The organism is Drouetiella sp., from assembly GCF_059504425.1.
The window spans coordinates 23,791-44,249 of record NZ_JCACIN010000073.1 but is presented as its reverse complement, the minus strand read 5'-3'; the positions used below and the strand labels follow the sequence as shown (position 1 = coordinate 44,249).

20 protein-coding genes are annotated in these 20,459 nt (G+C 48.3%); 6 read left to right on the top strand and 14 right to left on the bottom strand.

Annotation, left to right across the window (positions count from 1 at the left end; genetic code table 11):
* Positions 1–23: 23 nt before the first annotated feature.
* The 7 genes from hemB to AC5JMP_RS16960 form a co-directional block, all read right to left on the bottom strand.
* Entirely contained in the window at positions 24–1,007 is a 984-nt protein-coding gene (hemB, locus tag AC5JMP_RS16990; RefSeq protein ID WP_495852670.1) for a porphobilinogen synthase, read from the bottom strand.
* Between the two features lie 242 nt (positions 1,008–1,249).
* Positions 1,250–2,485: a class I SAM-dependent methyltransferase gene (locus AC5JMP_RS16985; protein WP_495852669.1), complete on the bottom strand. Its 1,236-nt coding sequence runs from the start codon at positions 2,483–2,485 to the stop codon at positions 1,250–1,252.
* A gap of 55 nt (positions 2,486–2,540) precedes the next feature.
* Positions 2,541–3,149: a HEAT repeat domain-containing protein gene (locus tag AC5JMP_RS16980; RefSeq protein WP_495852668.1), complete on the bottom strand. Its 609-nt coding sequence runs from the start codon at positions 3,147–3,149 to the stop codon at positions 2,541–2,543.
* A gap of 30 nt (positions 3,150–3,179) precedes the next feature.
* Positions 3,180–4,448, bottom strand: coding sequence for a C-phycoerythrin alpha-cysteine-82 phycoerythrobilin lyase CpeY (cpeY, locus tag AC5JMP_RS16975; RefSeq protein ID WP_495852667.1), 1,269 nt, complete (start codon positions 4,446–4,448; stop codon positions 3,180–3,182).
* A 330-nt stretch (positions 4,449–4,778) separates the two neighbouring features.
* Positions 4,779–5,273, bottom strand: a complete 495-nt coding sequence (gene cpeA / locus AC5JMP_RS16970) for a C-phycoerythrin subunit alpha (protein WP_495852666.1) — start codon at positions 5,271–5,273, stop codon at positions 4,779–4,781.
* A gap of 70 nt (positions 5,274–5,343) precedes the next feature.
* Positions 5,344–5,898 carry a phycoerythrin subunit beta gene (gene cpeB, locus AC5JMP_RS16965; protein ID WP_495852665.1) on the bottom strand — a complete coding sequence of 185 codons (555 nt, stop codon included), beginning with the start codon at positions 5,896–5,898 and terminating at the stop codon, positions 5,344–5,346.
* Positions 5,899–6,195: 297 nt separating this feature from the next.
* Positions 6,196–6,363 (bottom strand): NblA/ycf18 family protein, encoded by a 168-nt coding sequence (locus tag AC5JMP_RS16960; RefSeq protein ID WP_495852664.1) that lies wholly within the window; start codon positions 6,361–6,363, stop codon positions 6,196–6,198.
* A 360-nt stretch (positions 6,364–6,723) separates the two neighbouring features.
* Between AC5JMP_RS16960 and AC5JMP_RS16955 the strand changes: the two genes are divergently transcribed.
* A complete protein-coding gene (locus tag AC5JMP_RS16955) occupies positions 6,724–7,314 on the top strand; it encodes a phycobiliprotein lyase (protein ID WP_495852663.1) in 591 nt (196 codons plus the stop codon).
* On the top strand, positions 7,311–7,946 hold the full coding sequence (locus AC5JMP_RS16950) for a hypothetical protein (RefSeq protein ID WP_495852662.1): 636 nt from the start codon (positions 7,311–7,313) through the stop codon (positions 7,944–7,946). Before AC5JMP_RS16955 ends, AC5JMP_RS16950 begins: the two co-directional genes overlap by 4 nt.
* On the opposite strand, the gene AC5JMP_RS16945 is transcribed toward AC5JMP_RS16950, so the two are convergent.
* Complete coding sequence (locus AC5JMP_RS16945) at positions 7,923–8,846, bottom strand: LysR family transcriptional regulator (RefSeq protein ID WP_495852661.1); 924 nt, start codon at positions 8,844–8,846, stop codon at positions 7,923–7,925. The two genes, AC5JMP_RS16950 and AC5JMP_RS16945, sit on opposite strands and share 24 nt — an antisense overlap.
* Positions 8,847–9,071: 225 nt before the next feature.
* Here AC5JMP_RS16945 and AC5JMP_RS16940 point away from each other — a divergent pair, with 225 nt between their 5' ends.
* The 3 genes from AC5JMP_RS16940 to AC5JMP_RS16930 all read left to right on the top strand — a co-directional run bounded on the left by AC5JMP_RS16940 (position 9,072) and on the right by AC5JMP_RS16930 (position 12,025).
* A complete protein-coding gene (locus AC5JMP_RS16940) occupies positions 9,072–9,800 on the top strand; it encodes an SDR family oxidoreductase (protein ID WP_495852660.1) in 729 nt (242 codons plus the stop codon).
* Positions 9,801–9,848: 48 nt separating this feature from the next.
* Positions 9,849–10,724, top strand: coding sequence for an NAD(P)-dependent oxidoreductase (locus AC5JMP_RS16935; RefSeq protein WP_495852659.1), 876 nt, complete (start codon positions 9,849–9,851; stop codon positions 10,722–10,724).
* A gap of 545 nt (positions 10,725–11,269) precedes the next feature.
* A complete protein-coding gene (locus tag AC5JMP_RS16930; RefSeq protein ID WP_495852658.1) occupies positions 11,270–12,025 on the top strand; it encodes a phycobilisome rod-core linker polypeptide in 756 nt (251 codons plus the stop codon).
* A 68-nt stretch (positions 12,026–12,093) separates the two neighbouring features.
* Here AC5JMP_RS16930 and AC5JMP_RS16925 read toward each other — a convergent pair whose 3' ends face one another.
* The 6 genes from AC5JMP_RS16925 to AC5JMP_RS16900 all read right to left on the bottom strand — a co-directional run bounded on the left by AC5JMP_RS16925 (position 12,094) and on the right by AC5JMP_RS16900 (position 18,217).
* Complete coding sequence (locus AC5JMP_RS16925) at positions 12,094–12,513, bottom strand: helix-turn-helix domain-containing protein (RefSeq protein ID WP_495852657.1); 420 nt, start codon at positions 12,511–12,513, stop codon at positions 12,094–12,096.
* Positions 12,514–12,703: 190 nt separating this feature from the next.
* Entirely contained in the window at positions 12,704–13,798 is a 1,095-nt protein-coding gene (locus AC5JMP_RS16920) for a RuBisCO accumulation factor 1 (RefSeq protein ID WP_495852656.1), read from the bottom strand.
* A 108-nt stretch (positions 13,799–13,906) separates the two neighbouring features.
* A complete protein-coding gene (locus tag AC5JMP_RS16915; RefSeq protein WP_495852655.1) occupies positions 13,907–15,157 on the bottom strand; it encodes a URC4/urg3 family protein in 1,251 nt (416 codons plus the stop codon).
* Positions 15,144–15,779: a uracil phosphoribosyltransferase gene (gene upp, locus AC5JMP_RS16910; protein WP_495852654.1), complete on the bottom strand. Its 636-nt coding sequence runs from the start codon at positions 15,777–15,779 to the stop codon at positions 15,144–15,146. Before upp ends, AC5JMP_RS16915 begins: the two co-directional genes overlap by 14 nt.
* A gap of 193 nt (positions 15,780–15,972) precedes the next feature.
* Entirely contained in the window at positions 15,973–17,022 is a 1,050-nt protein-coding gene (locus tag AC5JMP_RS16905; protein ID WP_495852653.1) for a hypothetical protein, read from the bottom strand.
* Between the two features lie 391 nt (positions 17,023–17,413).
* Entirely contained in the window at positions 17,414–18,217 is an 804-nt protein-coding gene (locus AC5JMP_RS16900; protein ID WP_495852652.1) for a WecB/TagA/CpsF family glycosyltransferase, read from the bottom strand.
* 1,103 nt (positions 18,218–19,320) lie between these two features.
* Between AC5JMP_RS16900 and AC5JMP_RS16895 the strand changes: the two genes are divergently transcribed.
* Positions 19,321–20,409: a glycosyltransferase gene (locus tag AC5JMP_RS16895; RefSeq protein ID WP_495852651.1), complete on the top strand. Its 1,089-nt coding sequence runs from the start codon at positions 19,321–19,323 to the stop codon at positions 20,407–20,409.
* Positions 20,410–20,459: the final 50 nt, after the last annotated feature.

The window sequence follows — 20,459 nt, the reverse complement described above, 5'->3', positions numbered from 1 at the left end:
GCTACTCCTCTCGTACCGTTTGCCTACCCATGTAACCAGCGCGCCGCATCTTTAGCGTGGTAAGTGAGAATTAAATCTGCACCTGCCCGCTTGAAGCCCAAAAGCGTCTCCATGACCACACGCTCTTCATCCACCCAGCCGTTTAGGGCAGCCGCTTTGACCATAGAGTATTCGCCTGACACGTTATAGGCCGCTACCGGAAGTTGGGTCGCTTGCTTAACGCGCCAAATAATATCCATGTATGCTAAGGCTGGCTTCACCATTAGCATATCTGCGCCCTCAGCAATATCTAGCTCAATCTCCTTGAGGGCTTCGCGTCCGTTTGCTGGATCCATCTGATAGGTACGGCGATCGCCAAACTGCGGAGCCGATTCGGCAGCATCTCGGAAAGGGCCATAGTACGCCGAAGAATACTTGGCGGCATAGGACATGATAGGGATATCTTCAAAACCCGCTTCATCTAGACCTGCACGCACGGCTTGAACAAACCCGTCCATCATGCCAGAGGGTGCAATGATATCCGCGCCTGCTTTCGCCTGAGCGACAGCCGTTTTCTTCAGCAGCTCCAATGTAGGGTCGTTTAGCACGCGCCCTGTCAGGTCGCCCACCTGCAAGTAGCCACAGTGACCATGAGAGGTATACTCGCATAGGCAAGTGTCCACCATGACGATCAGATCGGGTACGGCTTCTTTCACCGCCGTTGCTGCAAGCTGAACAATGCCGTGGTCATGCCATGCGCCCGTTGCGTCCACATCTTTATCGGCAGGAATGCCGAACAAAATGATGGCTGGAATGCCGAGGTCGTGAACCTCTTTAGCTTCCTCAACAATTTTGTCGATCGAGAGCTGATACACACCCGGCATGGATTTGACTTCTTTGGCAAATCCTTCACCAGGGACGGCAAACAGGGGGTAGATCAAGTCATTGGTGGTCAACAAATTTTCTTGAACCATTCGACGCAGTTGAGGATGGCTACGCAAACGGCGAGGGCGCTGAATTGGGAACATGGCGTTTACTAACGTTGGCTAAAGGATGAGAATTAAGCTGAAAATTGAAGGGCTGCGATCGCGATATCATCAGCGATATTGCCATCAGTGATCCAGTCTAGAACGGAGTCTGACCTTCCCTCACAATTCTGTTACGTTCTGTAAAGGTAGGTAGTCCTTAAGAGTTAATGATTTTTTGTGGTGTGGGAAAAGCCCACACCACAAAAAATCATTAACTGCATACCACTCAAAGATATTTGAGTCTAGGCAGGTGTTAGAAGAATGAGCTGCTGTCTTTGGAGCGATCGCACCTCTTCCAACCCTACAGTCTGTAAAGTTTCATGACTCTGCAAAATCTCACGAACGGTTTTTCGTGCCGTCTGATTGCCGTCACAGGCTAGTAAAAACTGCCATTCAGCTTCTTCAATGCTGACAATTTGATAGTCGGGGTTAAAGAACTGCCGACTGTCCTGCCAGCTATGAATACAGGGACTCGGTTCGGGTACCGCAGAGAGGAGGCGATCATCTCCCCGCCAATCTTCTCTATCGATCGGGCTGCGTCCTAGGAAAAACTCATAGTGGGTAATCGCCTGGGGATCAAGAAGTTCAATTAATCGATAGCGCTGGCGATCGCTCAGCAATTTTGCCCGCTCTATTAATTCGGGGTTCTGACCAATTAACCGCGCCAATTGCCACACCTGCGGATTAGAAAAGTCAATAAACTCTAAACCGGATGCGTCAATCAACTCAAACACGGTATTGATGTTGTAGTCAATTTCTTGCGGATGCACATACATATCGGCAAAGTAGCCATCTCGCTGATTTTCCCAAGACCAGCGCTCGGTTTCCCGTTGGCGGAGCCGATTATTTTCTGGCAGCGCCGCAAAAATCTGCCGTCCGACCTGAACGCCATCCGTATAGTCACCCCGCCGATCGCCTTGAAGGAGTGCGATCGCCTCTTGCATTAATTGAATCTCCCAGCGTCCTAGTTCGCCATACACAAAGATGTGCAGGATGCCCCCCGGAGCCAGCTTTTTTGCCAAAGCCTGAATGCCGCGAATCGGATCAGGCGTATGGTGTAAGACCCCAACGCAGTTAATCAGCTCAAATTCACCGGGCAGCCTCTCCACATCAAATAGACTGAGGTGATGAAACTCGACCCGCGATGCCCCGCTCTTTTGGCAGCGCTCTTTTGCTACCGCCAAGGCTCCAGCACTCAAGTCAATCCCTACCACTTCAGCTTCAGGGTTGAGATGCACCAGATACTCGGTTCCCACGCCCGTGCCGCATCCCGCATCCAGAATTCGGATATTCTGTCGAGCAGGCTTTCGTCCGGTGCAAAAATTAGATGCCGCCAGCCAGTTCCAGCGCCAGTTATAGCCCGGAGGTGGCTCATCTAACAGTGGCTCTGGCGGAAAGGGATAGGTGTCATACAGTCGGGCAACTGCCGCGCTGATTTTCTGAGGATTAAGGTGGGAATTGGGTTGAGAATCTGACATGAGCTTTGGTAAGAGGTGCAGGGGATCGTGTTTCAACTCTCTAAAACACTACCTTCTATCCTCCCTTAAACTTCACCATCTGTTCTAAACGAGACAGAGAGCTAGCAGCTGATTCTCGCACGTAAGAATCAGCAGATTCATCATTGATTAGAGCTTTTAGTACCTCTACCCCTCGACTATCGCCGATCGATCCAAGGGCATTAACCAGCGAGATCCCTAAAGCCGGATTATCGGTGGTTTGCAGCGCTTCAATCAGCACAGGGACAACCGGAGTGCCAATCTCACCCAACGCCATCACAGCTGCAATATGGACCACAGGGTTTGCATCATTGAGCGCCGTTTTCAAACCCTGCACAGCTTCCTCTGGGAAGGGTGTCTCTGGATGATTGATGGCAACCTGCGCTAGAGCCTTGGCAGCGCTGCCCCGTACCGTAACATTCTTGCTCTTCAGCAGCGCCTCTACCAGCGGCGGAATGGCATCAAATCCGATCGCGCCCAAAGTTTTCACTGCCGCCCGACGGTAGGTAGTATCGTCTTCATCTAAGATACTCATCAGCCGAGGAATGGTGGTTTCGTCTGGGTTTTCAGCCAGTTCCCACATGGCGCGATCGCGCAAGTGCGGGTTGGGATGCTTGAGCTGTTGAAAAAGTTCTTCTGTAGACATAGGAGATTTAGAAGGTTAACAATTTTGATATTAGAGCCGCGAATTTGTATGAATTTGCGCTTTCTCTCGAATAAACCAGTCAGTGTCATCTATAAATGGCTCATAGGTGCTATTCCCCAGCTTTTCCAGAGACATTAGCGCCGCATATTTTAGATCCCAGATTTTGGTTTCTAGGCAGCTTTGCAGTTCAGGAACGGCTCGTGGATCGCCGAGTTCCCCTAGAGCGATCGCAGCTCCAGCACGCGACTTTTGAAACTGAGGCTGAGTATTGTGCAAGGATTCCACTAGCAGATCGTAAGCCGGAGCCTGTTTCAACCAGCCCAACAGCTTGACGACATGGAAATGCGCTCCATAGTCCTGAACGGCTTCTTCATAGGCAGCAAACAGCGCCGCCGGAGCCGCCTCTGCGTAATGCTCCAGAATGGTTTTGACCGCCAGATAGCAACGCCCAAAGTCCGTTTCGTACAGCCCTCGGATCAGATCGGGAAGGTCGGGAATTCGATCGTATCGATGCACCAGATCCAAATCTTTCGGATGATCGTATAGCGTTTGTTCTAGGTAGGGCTGAATTGCTGGGAAGGCGATCGCTCCCTCAGATCCCTCGACCAGCATCCGAATGCCGCGCAGCCGAAACACCAGAGACACTGGACATCGAGCAATGTTAGGAATCGCGTCGTAGTAATGGGCATCAATCAGATCTTGGATGGACAAACGCCGCGCCAGCACATTTGGGTGTTGCAACATTGCTACCACTTTATCCATCTGGGAAAAATCTTGGGTGAAGCGACAGACCGCTGTGATCGCTGCACTAGCCGTCGGCGGATCGGCATCCTGAACAAATTTGCGAATGCGCTCTAGGGCAGGGTGATAGTTGAGCTTTGCCAGCGTGTGAATGATCACCCGATAGGTTTGTCCCGGCCTGTCTAGCAGCTTTGCCACATCTTCCAGAATATCGGGATCTTGGGTGCCAATTTCGCCGATCGCCCAGACCGCATTTTCTACCATGTAGCAGTCATCATCTGCTAAACAGGTATGAATTAGCGGCAGTGCCTGGGGTGCCTCTAGCCAGCCCAAAGTCTCGACCGACTTGCGACGAACAATCCGGTTATCTAGCGCCGAATCGGTTTGCTGCACGGCTCTCATCAACGCCTGAACCGATCGCTCTGTAGGGAAATTCACCAAATGGGAAGCTGCAATATAGCGCGAATCCTCTTCACCGATTTGATCTTGAGGCGTGTCTAAAAGGGCGATCGCCTGATCTTCCGTCAGATTAAAAAGTTTAAAAAAGCGTTTATCCATAAAGCAAATTGTGGTGGTCCTCGAAATGTGATGATTTTTATGGGGTGGGCGAAGTTCACCCCATGAAAAATCATCACATGAATACCAGTATCCAAATTTAGATTTCTTGCAGATTAGAATCTTTAGAGAATGTTTGTTAAAGCAAGCGCTCAAGACAGAGCAAACCTGGAGATTCTGCGCAATTACTTAACCTAAACAAGTCAAGCAAAGAGCTAAGAACCCCCAGGTTTGCTGGGGAGGAATTTATCCTGTTACGAAATTAAAAGCCTTGCAATGCGGTTGTGCAAAGTGTTCAAGTCGTGCCAGAGTCATTCCACCAGAATCACTCAACTAGGATAGCGAGTTGATTGCATAGTCCAACAGAGCGTTGTACTCGGTTAGAGCTTGAGGAGACATATCGCGGGGTGCGCAGCCACGGTTGCGAGCAAAGCTCAGAGCTTCAACGTAAGGAGCAGTAGGTAGGCTCAAAGCGCGGTAAACTTCACGCTGACCTGCAATGCCCCACTCATCTAGAGGTCCGGTACCGCCGACAACCAAGCTGTACTGGATCAAGCGCATGTAGTGCTTGATATCACGAGCGCACTTGGACTTGAAAGTATCGGTGGAGTTCGCTTCACCTGCATTGTTCAGGTAAGGATACTTCTTAATGCAAGCATTGTAAGCTTCGGTCGCTACTGCATCAATGTTGCCCGCTAGCTTTTCAGCAGCTTCCAAACGAGCGGTGGCGCGTTGGATAGAACCTTGAACGGACTCTAGATCAGACGTGGTAGGAAAACGGCCGGCTGCATCTGCTGATGCGATAACCGTGGTAACAACTGATTTCATGTTTTAAATCTCCCAAATGAATTTTGACTGTAAGCTTCAATCTTCCTGAGCGAATCGCGTGGGCGATTGATTAGCTCAGAGCCGAAATTACGCGATCGAAGTAGCTGGAAGCTTCAGCAACCAAGCTAGCGCAACGATCTTCGGTCACAATGGTGCCCATTTTGCGGAGCTTAGCACCTGCAAAAGCTTCGCTGGGGTTGTCTTGAATGTGAGCAGCAGCCTGAGCCTTCATGATTTGAACAGCACGCACGGTTGAAGTGGTGGGTACGCCCAAAGCAGCATAGGTTTCTTTCAATCCATTGAGGCAGCGATCGTCCAACACTGAAGCATCACCTGCCAACAGAGCGTAGGTGACATAGCGCAGGATGATTTCAGCATCACGTAGGCAGGCAGCCATGCGACGGTTGGGATAGCAGTTGCCGCCCGCTTGAATCAAACCTTGGTTCTCACAAATCATGCCTGCAACAGCATCAGAAACCATGCAGCTGGCGTTGCTGGCGATCGCGTTCACAGCATCCAAGCGCTTGTTGCCTTCAGCAACAAACTTCTTTAGACCTGCAATGTCAGACACGGTGGAGGTGCTGGCATCTGCTGCAACTACAGCTCTAGAAAAAGCGTCAAGCATTTCGCTCTCCTTAAAAATTGGTGATCTGTAAATCGGTATTACTTGCTTAAACAAAATTCGTTAAACAAGGTCTGTCGGATCAAACGTCGTTGTATCAAACAGGACAATTTAGAAGATAGGAGACGGTGGGGGTGCAAGTCCCAGTTATGAGAAACTAAGCAATAATCCTTAATATTCAAAAAACAATCCCCCATCAGGCTGATTCTGACGGGGGATGATACCCTGTTGTCGGGTGTATTTTCTGCGTTCTCAGCAAGCTCAAAGCTTTACGCCTCAAGGCTTTGCCCTAAGTTAAGTCTAGGCTTGCTTAATTAAATGCTTGATCATATTTTCTTTGATCATTAATTGCCTTAGCACCTCTAGAAGATATTCCTGGGATTCTTCAGTGCTGAGCTTTTTAACCTGCTCTTTATAGGTTCTCAGGGTAAATTCCTGCTCTAGATTAAGACCTATCGGGATGTCCATAGTATTCGCACTCCGTTGTTCAACAACATTAGGCTTCTCTATACTTTGTATCTCAAGGTTAAGAAAGATTACATACCCCAGAGGTTGAATCTTTGCTCTCAGTTGGTCTCTTAAAAAGACTTGTAGTGTTTATATTTCAGGGCTTTAAGAGATTGAACTTATCTATATTTTTTAGCTTGACTTTGACAATAGTAGATTAACAAAAATTACATCTGTTTGACAAGTGAGCCGATTTATACACTTCCGAATAATGGAGCTGGAGTCGCTGAAGTATGCGATCGCCACCATCCCAGGCAATAGCTCCCAGGCGGAACAGTTAGCGTCACAATAGAAATACTGTTCTTTAGAGCCAAGTTTGATATGGATGTAATGGAGTTCTTTCAGCTAAGTACAGGGAAGTGGCGATCGCAGCGAACCACCCATCACCTTGCCTTCAGACGCTCTGAAGCCGGAGAGTCCGAGATTCGAGTTGAGGCGCTTGCTGCCGATCATCCTCAAGTGGTTGAAATCTGTCAGCTCCATGAGGTTGATCCTCAATTAGCGATCGGCGGAGCATTTGTTGCTTGGCAAGGCTCAATGGGCTGGGACAAGGCGGATGAAAATCACGAAGGAACTACAGTCTTTGCTCTGATTCCTGATCCGACGCAGCCTCGGCAGGGCACTATGCTACGCGAACGCGGCTATGCTGAGATTGTCCCTGTTGCAGGGCACTATCACATGGATGAGGAAGACGGGTTGGTTCTGACAACTGACTACGAAACCATGAGTTCAGTTGAGCGATTCTGGTTTCCTAGCCCTAATCTGAGGATGCGCACCAGCACCGTCAAGCGGTTTGGCGGCTTTAGCACCGCAACGTTCTGTACTGAATTTCGGGTGGCAGAAGATCCGGAAGAGACTTCAGACAAAAGTGCTACTGAACCTGCAAAATACTTCTCCTTGTTTGGCGGTTGAATGACGAGGCAGTTGAGTTACTGGGTAGAAAGCGATCGGGTAAATCTTGGGCAAACACCTTGACAGATAGGCTGATTATCACAACTAGCGCTAACCCCTTCACTCGCGGGCTGGACTACCTGTATGGAGTGCGCGGTTTAGCGCTAGAGCCAGAGATGGTTAATGTGGTTCATGATCTAGATCGCCGCGTTGCTATCTGCACCTGGATTGGTGAACATATCGATGCGGTGAATCTCCAGCTTGAAACCTGTCTTCAGGCTTGTTGTGACTGTTTCCATCTTTGGGAGCAGCCTGCTATTCAAATCTTTGCGGCTCCTCTGGCTCAAGGTTTTGGGGTAGATGGAATCTGCAATTTTCAGACTCATCCCATCACCCTCCTAGTCGATGTGGGGCGCGTACAGCCGCAGGACTGGCTAGCGTTGGTTGCCCATGAATATGCCCATGCCCATGCGGGTTCTCCAGGGCACCATTCGCAGTTTGCCCGATCGCTCTCTCACTTGTGTTTAGGTTTGGGCATTGCTCCTCCCCCTGAGGAGTGGGGTATGCAGCCGTCCAGTATGGCAAACCGCCTACGGTTTTATCCCTACTGCCCACCCACCGAAGATCCTCTAGCCTTTTGGTGCGGAGGCTGAGCTGCAAGTAAGCTTAGAGCGCTTCAGAAAATCAATAAAGACTCGAACTTTGAGGGGAACGTAGGCACGAGAAGGATAGACAAGCCAAGCGGCGGTACTAAAATCCGTTGCCGTTACCTCGTAATCTGGAAACACATTGATAAGAGTTCCAGTCTGTAGATCTTCGTCAATTAGCCAGTTGGGAAGCAGTGCTAAACCCATCCCGGCGATCGCACAGTGCTGAAGGGCAATTCCACTTGAAATTAGAGTGCGCCCAGAGACTGCTACTTCACTTAGCGCTCCATTCCGATCTTTAAATAACCATCGCGATCGGAAGCCTGCTAGCGGGAAAAGCAAACAGTTCTGCTGTTCCACATCGAGCGGTTTCTCCAGTGACCCCGATCGCTTCAGATACTCAGGGCTGGCACAAACTGAATAGTGCGTTCGCATGAGCTGTTGAGCAATCAGAGTCGAATCTGCGAGGAGTCCGAGGCGAATTGCCACATCCATTCTTTCGGTGAATAAATCAACAACGGCATCGGTCAGCAGCAAATCGATTGTCAGATCGGGGTAGAGCGATGCAAATTGAGGCAATAACGGCACGATGCACTTGTGACCAAAAGAGACAGAAGCCGTCACGCGGAGTATTCCCTTGGGCTGCCCAGAAGCGTCTGCGGCTACGTCAATGGCTTGCTGCATCTCTTCGACGAGTGGCTCAATGCGCTCAAAATAAATCTTTCCTGCTTCAGTGGGCGACAACTGGCGCGTTGTCCGCTGAAATAATCTGATTCCTAGCTCTGCTTCTAGACTGGCGATCGCCCGTGAAACTGAAGAGGGGTCAAGATTGCGATCGCGGGCAACAGCAGCAAAATTGCCCTGCTTCATAACCTCTATAAAGAGTTGTAGCACCGATATATCCATTGCTGAATTATAAGCATCAATTAGCCGTATTCATCCGCTTTAAAGAGGCTATCCTGCAACAATAGGAATTAATTAATGCGAAAAATGCACGAGAATCATTCATAAATTTGTATTTACTGCTTCCTTTGCAACAAGTACAGTTTTGTCAAGGTTTTGAGCAATGCCTCAATTTCTTGAATCTCAATTTCTTCAATCTCAATTTCTTCAATCTCAAGGGACACCAAGATGATGAAAATTCAAAATGCAACTGCACTGGTAACTGGCGCAAATCGTGGTATCGGCTACGCATTCGTCAACGCTCTATTAGAAGCAGGTGTCACGAAAGTGTATGCAACCGCCCGTGATCTGAGCAGTTTGACAGCGGTAACAGCGCTGGATATCCATCGGGTCATTCCGCTTCAAGTCGATGTTACAGACTATGACCTTGTGAAGGAATTATCTACTCAGGCACCTGATGTCAATCTCTTGATCAATAACGCTGGAATTCTTACATTTGGAAGTATCCTAGATGTTCCCGTTGAAGCGATCGCTAGCCAGTTTGAGACTAATTTTTATGGTTCTCTGAACATGGCACGCGCTTTTGTTCCAGTTATTGAGAAAAATGGGGGCGGCGCTATAGTCAACCTTTTATCAGTAGTAGCGCTGGTCAGTATGCCAGGATTATCTGCCTATAGCGCTTCCAAAGCCGCTACTTGGTCAATGACGCAATCCCTTCGAGCTAGCGTCGCTGAAAAGGGCATCAGGGTTCACGCAGTTTTTCCGGGACCTGTGGATACAGCTATGGCAGCAGAAATTGAGTTTGATAAAACGAGTCCTGCCGATGTTGCCACTGCTGTGCTGTTGGGGATTGAAGCAGGGCAAGAAGATATCTTTCCAGACCCTATGTCTACTCAGCTTTATACGGCATGGAAGCAGGATCACAAAGCGATCGAAAAACAATTTGCCACGATGTGAAAAATGGGTGACAGGAGTGTCCACGCTGAAAATTTATGGAGGAGTTTTATGGAACGGATTGCAGTTTTAGGGATCGGAGCAATGGGTACTCGTATGGTGCAGAACTTGCTCAAGGCTAAGTATCAAGTTGTTGTGTACAATCGCACCGAAGCCAAGGTAGAACCTCTGCTAAGTCAGGGGGCTATCTATGCCGCGACACCTAAAGAAGCTGCCGAGCAAGCTGACTTTGTGATCAGTATGGTTACAAATAATGAGGCATCTCGAAGCGTCTGGCTTGATCCCGATGCAGGTGCCGTGCTGGGATTGGGCAAAGAGGCGATCGCTATTGAGTCCAGCACCTTGACGGTGGATTGGACACGCGACCTGGCAGCAGAAATCGAGAGTCGTGGAGCTGCTTTTCTGGATGCGCCTGTAGTTGGCTCTCGTCCGCAGGCAGAAGCCGGAAAACTGATTTATTTGGTGGGGGGCGAGGCAAAAACTCTAGCCCAAGCACAGCCTGTTCTTTTAGCCGCAGGCGCTTCAGCTATCCATCATGTCGGCTCAGTTGGTCAAGGGATGACCATGAAACTTGCAGTCAATGCCCTATTTAGCATCCAGGTTGCAGCCTTAGCAGAAATGATCGGGATGCTAGCCAAAAACGGCATAACGGGTCAAAAAGCAATGGAATGTTTAGGTGAATTACCCGTCATCAGTCCAGCGGCGAAGGGAGCAGGCAGCTTGATGGTGGTGAATCAGCATGCGCCACTGTTTCCGATCGGGCTAGTTGAGAAAGATTTACGCTATGGGATTCAAGCTGGACAAGCCTGCAATGCCCTAACGCCAGTCTCTACTGCTATTCATAGTGTCTATCAGGAGGCGATCGCTCAAGGTTATGGCGATGACAACATTACAGGGATTGTTCAACTTTTTCTCTGCCAAAACTGAGTGGCGTTACGAATTGCAGATTACAAAATTAACGCGATGTACAACTTGGTTTAAAAATCTTGTGATGGGCATCCTGCCCGTACGAATCTGGTCAAGCAAGATACTCGCCCCACATAGATCAGGGGCTTTAGAAAAAGAGTCACACATCGCGTAAATTAAGTCGTTCTGTCGCAGTTCGTGAGTTTAAGGTGTCTACCCAGAGGTATTCTCATTTTATAAGACTTCGAATAACAAGATTCCGCCAGCGAACAGCAGGCTTCAGACCGACTTTTTGCTGGCTCAATGCCGGAATTTTCCTAAGAAGTCACTCTTTTAAGGTGAAGTTATTTCATCGCGTGCTGCATTTTATGGTAGGAAATAGAGGTCTGAAATCTTGGATTGGAGGGGCGTTTCGGTCATTCAAGATGGCTCGGTCACCTGGTGAAATGAGTAGCCTGTTAAGTTATGTAATTTTTATCAGACTACATCGAATAATGCTTTCCCCTGTCCCGTATAGTTATGAGTAATTTGTAAGGTTCCGTAAGATAAAGGGAGTATTGATAAGCGTGGCAATTCCTCTTTTAGAATATTCTCCTGCTAGCCAGAATCAGCGGGTAGCAAGCTATGAAATACCTGGGGATGAGCAGCCCAGAGTTTACTCTACAGAAAACCTGCTTTCTCCCTCAGACCTAGATACGCTGATTGAAGCAGCCTATCGTCAGTTCTTCTTCCATGCCTTCGCGGCCGACCGGGAGAAGTTTCTAGAGTCTCAGCTCCGTAGCGGTCAAATCACAGTTCGCGATTTTGTGCGGGGTTTGCTGCTATCCAACACCTACAAGCGCAGTTTCTATGAACTTAATAGCAACTACCGCTTTGTAGAGCAGACCGTGCAGCGTGTGTTAGGTCGTGATGTTTATAGCGAACGTGAAAAGATTGCTTGGTCGATCGTTGTAGCAACCAAGGGTATCGTGGGTTTTGTCGATCAGCTGCTCAATAGCGATGAGTACCTGGGAGCCTTTGGCTACGATATTCTGCCCTACCAGCGTCGTCGGGTTTTGCCTGGGCGATCGGAGGGTGAACTGCCTTTCAACATCAAGTCTCCCCGCTATGATGCCTACCATCGCGCTCAGTTGGGCTTCCCACAGGTGATGTGGCAAACCACGGTACGCAGCTACGTTCCCCAAGAGAAGCAGATCAGAGCGGGCAGCCCCGATCAGTTTCTGGCTATGGCGCGGAGCATTAACCCCCGGAGCAATCCGCCTCAGAGAATCTCGGCGTTGAACATCAATATCGAGCAGTCGGTTCCTTACCGCAAAAAGTAAGTGAGATGGCTTGTGAAAAGGGAGAGGGCGATCGCCCTCTCCCTTTTTTATGGTTTGATTCAGCGGCTTCAGGCAGATTCGTCGATATCTACTGAAAAACCAAGCTCTAGAAGAGCTTTGCGGATCTTAGCCTTGGAGGGTCGAACTTTAGGAGCGGCGAGTCCCATCTCTCTAGCCGTCTCAAATAGCTCTCGCATCAGCATATCCAGCGAGTTGTCATCGGCATCTTCTGGTATCTGCTCAATTCTGCCTTCATATGCCAGGGTGTAAAGCTCTAAATGGTGTTTTCCCATCACTCTGGCGAGTTTTCTCAAGGTTTCAGGAGTGGGACAGGTGCCCTTAAAGCAAGCCCCCCTCAGCCGAGGTTGCGGCACACCTGACAGATCAGCCAGACGATTCATGCTGATGCTCTGTTCTTCCAGATATTTCAGAATAAATTGCCCTAGAGGAGAGCAATCTTCTGATTTAATTTGCAACCTTGCTGGCATGGTTGTGGATCAGAAAAATCTAACCCTATAGAGTCCGAATATGGTATCAGGATAACGGCTGGAAATCAATTACCCGATCGCATTTAAGTTTGGGCAGTTCTCAAAGGGTAATAATTTTTTGTGATGAGGGCTTGGCCCCCACCACAAATACCCTAAGCAAACTGGCAACAGCCATAGCTCAGCGCCAAATTTACTCGTCTAGCTGCCAGAGCTGCTTGTTAAAGTCTTCATCTAGAACTTTTTTGGGACGCAGAACCAGCGCAACTTTGCCCAAAATTGTCAGTTCAGGCACATCTTCAGACCAGTCAATCCGCAGTTGCCCAGCATCATCCAGGACAAAGTAGCTCTCGCTGTCCCACTGGCGCTGCGATCGATCCACCATTACCAGCATTTCCTCTACCGTATCCAGCGGCGCATCGAGGGGCGATCGCGGTAGCTGCTCACTCGAAATTAGCACCATCACCGGATCTTCGGAACCCAAGACAACCTGCCATCCTGGTAGTGCCACCCAGGCTCCAGCTCCCGAAAATTTAACGATTTGAAACAGACCCTCCGCTTCGACCATGGGCACCGCTTTGAGTTCGGCTGTGCTGAGGGGCATCTTGCCCGCAACTGGAATTACCACGGGCTGCTCGTCGGCAGATTCCATACGATAAAAAGGAATGCGGGGAGCCGGACGGACTTTGGTTACAGTGAAATCGGTCAAGAGTTTTTCAATCTGCTGACGGGCTGAGGGACTTTGGGCAAAGCGCAAACCCAAGGCAATGAGACGCGATCGCGCCTGGAGATCGGCTTGCTGGCGTGCCAGCTTCCAGTAGGCATATGCCACCGCATCATCGGGATAGCTGGCAAAGTCTTCTGGCTTTTTCGACAGGCGCGAATATTCTTTTAACGCTTTGGCAACTTCATGGGCACCCTCAGAATCTAAGCCCTTGACGACAAGCAGATTTGCTGCCTCAACGCGATCGGTTTGCGTCAAAATTCGCAGCTCATAGAGTGAGTCGCTGCCCGTCCGCTCAAATCGTGCTAAAACCTCTGGAGATGCGCCGCCACTCGCCACTGAGCCATAGACTTGCGCCGCAACGATCAGCTGATTTTGCTGAATTGGCTCAAAGCCCGTTTCTTCAAAAATCTTTTGGGGCGAATATCCTAGCTTTTGAAGCTGCTGGCAGGCTTGCCCCCAGGCAATCCAGTTACCCTCTTTACGGCGAAGCGATCGCACCAGATCTTGTTCGGAGTCTCCAGTGGGCTGAAGGTCTGAGTTGTCGGGAGGTGTGGCAGTCATGGGGGTAGGGATGCGAATAAGTTAACAGATGAGTTGATCAGCCTGACTAGAATCGGCTCTATCTAGTCAGCTCTGTGTAGAACGCAGCTTTACTAGAATACAGCCTTGCTAGAATACAGTGCCATCGCTAATGATTTGAACGGGCGGCACTCCGCCTCGCAACTCTGCGGCAATTTTTCGTCCTGCTGCCCAGGTGCCTCCCTCCAAAACCTTGGCAAGCGGCAGCTGCGTGGCATCCAGATTGAGCTTTTCACGAATGGCTTGCGCGATACGATCGAGCAGGATGACCGTCAGCGATCGCCATTCTACAATCACTTCCGAGCCAGGTTGATGAGCTTGACCCATCACTGCCTCATGCTTAGGTTGAAGCAATCCTAGATCCAGACACAGTCCACCGTTACGGTATTCAGAGAGTCCAGTTAGTTCATCTAAATCAGTGATTTCTAATCCTAATTCTTGTAATGGCTCCAGTAGCGAATAGGTTAGCCACTGAGAGAGCTTATGGAAGGGTACGAGCTGAGAGCCAATACCCTGATCAGGTAATGTCTTGTATCTCCAGACATCTCCCAGATTGAGTCCGGCGATCGTCTCTCGCCCCACCCAAATCTCGCTAAATCCCTCTAATACAGCTGCGAATACAGCACGAGCCTGGAGCTGATGATTAACGGACTGCTGCATGAAGTAATCGACGAGATTTCCCAGACGCGGAGGAGATCCAAATAATTCTGGCTGATGGACGATCGCCTTTCCTAGCCGATGCATCAGCGCCAGCCGACCTGCCACCCCGACCAGAGGATTGTGCGGACTCACCTGAAAAGCCTGAATAAAAGCCGCTTCGGCAAGGTTCTGCAAGCCCACAGCATCAGCCTGGAGGCAAGCCGGAGTGCTGGAAAAACCGCCTTGCAGAAAAAGTTCAAAGCTAGCGATCGCCAATCCTTCCGATCGTCCTAAAGTTAGCCCCGTCCTGATTTCTGAGAACTGCCAATCTGCTCCAGCTCCCGCATCTAGCAAAACGCTGGTAATGGCTAGATCAAACTTGGCTCTTGCTTTTTCCATCGGGTCAAGTTCATTCAGCCGAGCGTCGAGCCACTCTAAGCGCGGTATGCCACCCGCCTCAAAATGTCGCCAACGGCTATGAAACGGCACCTGTAAGTCAGGATAGTTCGATCGCATCACGTCCAGCACATAGTCTGCCACAGGGTCGATCTGCTCCAAATCTAGCCAAAAATGTTCTAACCGATCGGCTTCTGCCAGCGCAAAAATTTGACCACAGCGATCGCGGATAGCTTGAGCCGATCGCAGGTAGGTAATCGCTTGCTGTGCATCCTTCATTGCTTTTTTATCACTACTTGGTTCCATAAAGCCGATCGCCCGCATCGCCTAAGCCTGGAATGATGTAGCCATGACTATCTAGCCCTTCGTCGATTGCCGCCGTGAAAATGGGCACATCGGGGTGCTGCTCGTGAAAATGCTCAATGCCTTCGGGAGCAGCCAACAGACAGACAAACTTGATGGATGCCGGATTGGCTTCCTTGAGGCGATCGACTGCGGCAACTGCAGAATTTCCGGTTGCCAGCATGGGGTCAACCACCAACATATCGCGCTGCTCCACGTCGGGTGGCAGCTTGAAGTAGTATTCGATCGCCATCAGCGTCGTCGGCTCACGGTACAGCCCAATATGACCTACTTTTGCTGTTGGAATCAGCTCAATCATGCCGTCCAGTAAACCTTGCCCTGCCCGCAAGATTGAGACAATCACCATCTTTTTATCGGCGGCAAGCATGGGTGCCTCCATCTCGGCAAGCGGCGTTTGGATGGACTCAAATTTCAGAGGCAAATCTCGCGTCACTTCATAAGCCAACAGCATTGAGATTTCCTTTAGCAAACGGCGAAAATCCTGCGTATTGGTTTCTACCAGACGCATGATGGTCAGCTTGTGTTGTACTAACGGATGCTTGATTAAAACAACTTCGGCAGGCATGGAGATCAGTCGGCTCGTTTACCCCAACTTTACCCCAATTGGCAGAAATTTGCGGATAAGTGACGGATATAGCAACTGCCAAGGCGGCTAGGGCTTCGGACATTTAGGGTGGGGCGCAAAGCGCCCCACCCTAAATGTCCGAAGCAAACTGGCGACAGCCATAAGTGAATGGCGAGAAGAAAATACCTGTTTGCTAGTTCTGGCTTTTAGGCATCTGCTTTGCCAACCAGGGCAGCTGATCAAACCAATAGACACAGTCTCGTTCTTCAGCAGAAGCATTTCGAGCTAAGTAATCAAGATCTGATCGAGAGAGGTGCGATCGCTGACAAAAGTAGGGATTTCGAGGACGGCGGCTGAAGTAGCTGAAAAAAACAGCAGTTCTATGATGCTGAGTAGGCGGTTTGCCCCGGTGATAGTACAAGGCAGTATCGACAAAAATTACGGTGCCCATGCTCCCAACTAAAGTTCTGATGCCTTCAGCTTCTGTCCCAGGCAACAGGCTTTTCAATTCTTTATCAGAAAGTAATTTGTATTGATACTGAAACAAGCCGTAGATAGGGGTATTGACCATTGGCTGCAAGCATTCAAACGGGCCTCCCTCCATCTGGACATCGTTCAAATAAACGCAGACTTTGAGCATCCGTCGATCTTCTCGATCTTTGTGCCAGGTTCTGACTCCTATTTCTCTACCATCTGCATGGCTACGTACAAGTTGAAGTCCATCGTAACCCACTGGAAGCTGTAGATAATTCTCAACGATGTTTAAGAGTTTCCCACTTAAGCCCCATTGAAATATTTCCTCATGCTGCAAGAGTTGAGCCGTATTTGCTAAAACTTCATGTTTACTGCCATGTTCTGGTAAAGCTGCGCGCTCAGCCAATGCTTGGAAAACTGCCTCAGAGGCTGCCAAGAACTCTTCAGTATGGGGAATATTGAGTGCTTTTAGAGAAGAAACATGAATACCTGTTTGCCTAATATCTTCAACGATCGCCGTATCTGCCGCACTAAGCTTAGGAAGACGGTTTTTATGTTGCTGTATATACTTTTGATAGCGTGGGTACAGAATATTTCTTTCAACAAAAGCTGACTTTGAAATATTCCAAATAGCTTTAGCGGGTAATGAAGAAATGCGCTTAGACCACCAGTCATAGCTGTCGTTCAATGCCGCCAGTACATTCATGTTTTTGGAGTTCGGAGCCGGGTTTTGTAGAAAAAAACTTTGCAACTTAAAAAGTTTAAACACTATTTTTTCCTAAAATGAGCTTTAAATTAATGATTTAGATCAGTTCCATAAAAAGCTTGAGCAATTCTTGAAAGTAGAATGACGATATCAAATAATTTGCCAACACTCAAAACGTCAAAACGCTAATTTGTTTGTTAAAGCACGAGAAATTCTATGAGAATCGCAAGAGCCTCAGGATTGTCTTGGCGATCGCCACAATACAGCTCTCCCGTAAAAATCAGCAATTAAAGATTGCCAACTCTTAGGAAAATTACTAAAGAACTCATAATAAGATTAACTAACAAAAGCCATTATTTGTGGTAACTCAAGTATTCATAAACTCAAGTATTCATAAACTCAAGTATTCATAAACTTAAGAATTCATAAGCTTAAGCATTCATAACTTAAGCATTCATAAATAGCGCGAGTAGTCAGATCGCACCTTTCGCAGAGATCTGACCCAATTAGCTAACACTTGTTTACTGGCTAAATAGAGAAAAGGAGGTATGGTTGCAAAGTAGCGCCGCCATAACCTACGGGGTTCTTGAAGCAATCGATAGAGCCATTCTAAACCTGCTCTCCTAACCCAATTAGGTGCCCATTTATGAATGCCCGCATAGACTGGAAAAACGCCTCCTAGGCCCAGCATGACGGCCTCAACTTTTCCCTGATGCTGATTCATCCAGATTTCTTGCTTAGGACAGCCCAACGACACTAGAACCAGTCTAGCCCCGCTCTCATTGATCTTTTGTACCATTGCCTCATCTTCCTCTAGGGTGAGCGGTCGAAAGGGCAAGGGCTGCATATCAGCAACCTGAAGCTCAGGAAATTCTTCACAGAGATTCTTTTTCATTCGCTCCAAAATATCTGGCTTAGAGCCTAGGAAAAACACGCTGATGCCTTCAGTTGAAGCCTGTTTGCACAGGGCTAAGAAAATATCCATTCCAGCAACTCGATCTTGATGGGGTACACCCATTAGCTTCATTAGCCAAACCAGTGGCATACCGTCGGGAGTCACCATATCGGCTGCTTCTAACACCGAAGCAAATGAGGGGTCAGTATGAGCCTCCATTAACATATGCACGTTGGCAACGCAGACATATTTACTGAGTCGAGCGCTAGCCCATTTCATCACCAGACTAATCTGGGCATCAAAGGGTAACGCGGTTACAGGAAATCCAATTACATTTTGGATAGGGGGAAATGCCTCTAACATATTTTTGTAAGGCTTACCTATTGAGGAAGGTGTACATGTGTCCGAATGCAAGCGTCCGAAGTATAAGCGTCCGAAATATAAGCGCCCGAAGTGTAAGCAGAAGCTTTAAAGCTTCCCCGGTATTTAGCAGACCCTTCAGAAAAATTTAAAGTGCTCCGGATAAATTTCCTGCGGATTACAGGAAAATTCAGTGGCGCTCTTAAAAGATTTGCTTAGAGCGTGAACGAAGCGATCGCTGTTTTGCGATAACTTTGAACTAATTGCTCGTAATAGAGAGGATGAAAGGTTGATGCGCGATCGCAGCTTGGCTGAGAAAATCTCTTAAAGCGGCGAAGTAAATGCTAGAGGAATAAGTCACTACGCCCGGTAGATGCCTGTCAAATTCTGCAAACAGTGCAATAGTAGATGTGCGTAGTCGTGCAAAATTAGTTCTGTATTAGCCGTCTTCAGTCGATAACTATCCGGAAAGTGACGTAATAACTTAAGAATCACTTCGGTAGGTTGCATCAATGAGACGAAAAGGTAGACAACCCAAAAGCAACCCTCAAGAGAAACCACAAGATATAAGCTTCTATCTAGGGTTATCAGTACATACACTGTCATGGAATGCTTGAAGATGCAAGGGAAGGCAGCATGGCTGCCACCGTTCCTTACGAAAGATTCATATGTGTTTTCAAAGTGTGTGTCTAGGTTGAACTTTGCAGGTTTTAAAGATTTGTGGTAGAGACGAAGCTATTTCGATAATGCAGCCTCGATGCTGAATTGACTCTTAGCAATATTTATTCAATCTTTATATAAATCTACGTGATTGTCCTGAAGAAGCCTGAATAGGTTTGTATGCCAGCAACAGATCTAAGAACTGACTGATGTTTGTACTGCATCTGCATCAAGATAATCAGGGTCTTTATAATCAGGGTCGCTGCAAATATAGATCGCTATAGATTACTCTCAGAGATTGTTCTTGGAGACTGTTCTTAGAGATTGTTCTCGGAGCAGTCATAGAAGTGTTGAGCATGGTCTAGAAATCTTGGGGTAGCTACCGATTCATTTTTATCCTTCTGCAAAAGCATTAGATTCAGTCGTGTAGTCAAAACCGCGAACTTATGAAGATTGCCTTAGTTCATGATTATCTCACTCAGAGAGGCGGGGCAGAGCGAGTCTTCGAGCTTTTGTGTCAGCAATATCCCAGTGCGGATATTTTTACCTCTCTTTACGATCGCGATCGCACAATTGAACTGGGAGAACGTCTGGTTCAGACTACTTTTTTGCAGCACATTCCTGGAGCTGCTCAGCATTTTAGGCTAATGGCGCCTCTGTACTATCCGGCTTTCCGGGCGCTAGATTTACAGGACTACGACTTAATTATTAGCAGCAGCACCAGCTTTGCCAAAGTAGTACGCAAACGACCGGATGCTAAGCATATTTGTTTTTGTCATAACGTTACTCGCTTTTTGTGGGACACCAAAACTTATCTCAAAGAATATGGCGACTACCGCCACTTCTACCCCGTGATTGAGCGAGTCTTTCGAATGATGCGCAAAGCCGATCTGCGATATTCTCAGGAGCCTGATCTATATATAGCCAACTCTAGCGTGGTGGCGCGTCGCATTCAAAAGATATACGGCAAACGGGCGATCGTCGTTAATTACCCGATCGACAGTAAGAAGTTTACCTTCTCGGCAGATAAGAGCGACTTTTACCTAGCTTCAGCACGGCTACTGCGCTACAAGCGAGTGGATGTTATTATCGAAGCCTTTAACTGGCTGGGTCTACCCTTAGTGATCACGGGGGATGGCCCTGAGCGAGAGCGGTTACAGGCTCAGGCGCTGCCCAATATCCAGTTTGTGGGACATATTAGCGATGCTGAGCGATGCAATTTGATGTCAAAGGCGCGATCGGTCATTGTTGCAGCACTAGAGGACTATGGGTTAGTTCCTGTAGAAGCCAATGCTAGCGGTACGCCTGTGCTCGCCTATGGCGCGGGTGGTGTGCTGGATACTCAACAGCATGGAAAAACAGGTCTTTTATTCAAGCGACAAACGCCAGAGTCCATCCAATCTGCCGTGCTAGAAGCACAAGCTACTGCATGGAATTATCAACAGATTTGTGACCATGCAATGAATCAATTCTCAGAACCTGTATTTTTCAGTAAAGTTGAGCGGATTATTAGCCAGTTCTGTGGAATAGGTTAAATGTAATGCTGGGTTCCAATGGAATCCAATTAAGCTGACCAAATTTCAGG

Excerpts from the sequence above, each read along its gene's own strand:
- hemB (WP_495852670.1), bottom strand. The coding sequence starts at position 1,007 with ATGTTCCCAATTCAGCGCCCTCGCCGTTTGCGTAGCCATCCTCAACTG.
- AC5JMP_RS16985 (WP_495852669.1), bottom strand. The coding sequence starts at position 2,485 with ATGTCAGATTCTCAACCCAATTCCCACCTTAATCCTCAGAAAATCAGC.
- AC5JMP_RS16980 (WP_495852668.1), bottom strand. The coding sequence starts at position 3,149 with ATGTCTACAGAAGAACTTTTTCAACAGCTCAAGCATCCCAACCCGCAC.
- cpeY (WP_495852667.1), bottom strand. The coding sequence starts at position 4,448 with ATGGATAAACGCTTTTTTAAACTTTTTAATCTGACGGAAGATCAGGCG.
- cpeA (WP_495852666.1), bottom strand. The coding sequence starts at position 5,273 with ATGAAATCAGTTGTTACCACGGTTATCGCATCAGCAGATGCAGCCGGC.
- cpeB (WP_495852665.1), bottom strand. The coding sequence starts at position 5,898 with ATGCTTGACGCTTTTTCTAGAGCTGTAGTTGCAGCAGATGCCAGCACC.
- AC5JMP_RS16960 (WP_495852664.1), bottom strand. The coding sequence starts at position 6,363 with ATGGACATCCCGATAGGTCTTAATCTAGAGCAGGAATTTACCCTGAGA.
- AC5JMP_RS16955 (WP_495852663.1), top strand. The coding sequence starts at position 6,724 with ATGGATGTAATGGAGTTCTTTCAGCTAAGTACAGGGAAGTGGCGATCG.
- AC5JMP_RS16945 (WP_495852661.1), bottom strand. The coding sequence starts at position 8,846 with ATGGATATATCGGTGCTACAACTCTTTATAGAGGTTATGAAGCAGGGC.
- AC5JMP_RS16940 (WP_495852660.1), top strand. The coding sequence starts at position 9,072 with ATGATGAAAATTCAAAATGCAACTGCACTGGTAACTGGCGCAAATCGT.
- AC5JMP_RS16935 (WP_495852659.1), top strand. The coding sequence starts at position 9,849 with ATGGAACGGATTGCAGTTTTAGGGATCGGAGCAATGGGTACTCGTATG.
- AC5JMP_RS16925 (WP_495852657.1), bottom strand. The coding sequence starts at position 12,513 with ATGCCAGCAAGGTTGCAAATTAAATCAGAAGATTGCTCTCCTCTAGGG.
- AC5JMP_RS16920 (WP_495852656.1), bottom strand. The coding sequence starts at position 13,798 with ATGACTGCCACACCTCCCGACAACTCAGACCTTCAGCCCACTGGAGAC.
- AC5JMP_RS16915 (WP_495852655.1), bottom strand. The coding sequence starts at position 15,157 with ATGGAACCAAGTAGTGATAAAAAAGCAATGAAGGATGCACAGCAAGCG.
- upp (WP_495852654.1), bottom strand. The coding sequence starts at position 15,779 with ATGCCTGCCGAAGTTGTTTTAATCAAGCATCCGTTAGTACAACACAAG.
- AC5JMP_RS16900 (WP_495852652.1), bottom strand. The coding sequence starts at position 18,217 with ATGTTAGAGGCATTTCCCCCTATCCAAAATGTAATTGGATTTCCTGTA.
- AC5JMP_RS16895 (WP_495852651.1), top strand. The coding sequence starts at position 19,321 with ATGAAGATTGCCTTAGTTCATGATTATCTCACTCAGAGAGGCGGGGCA.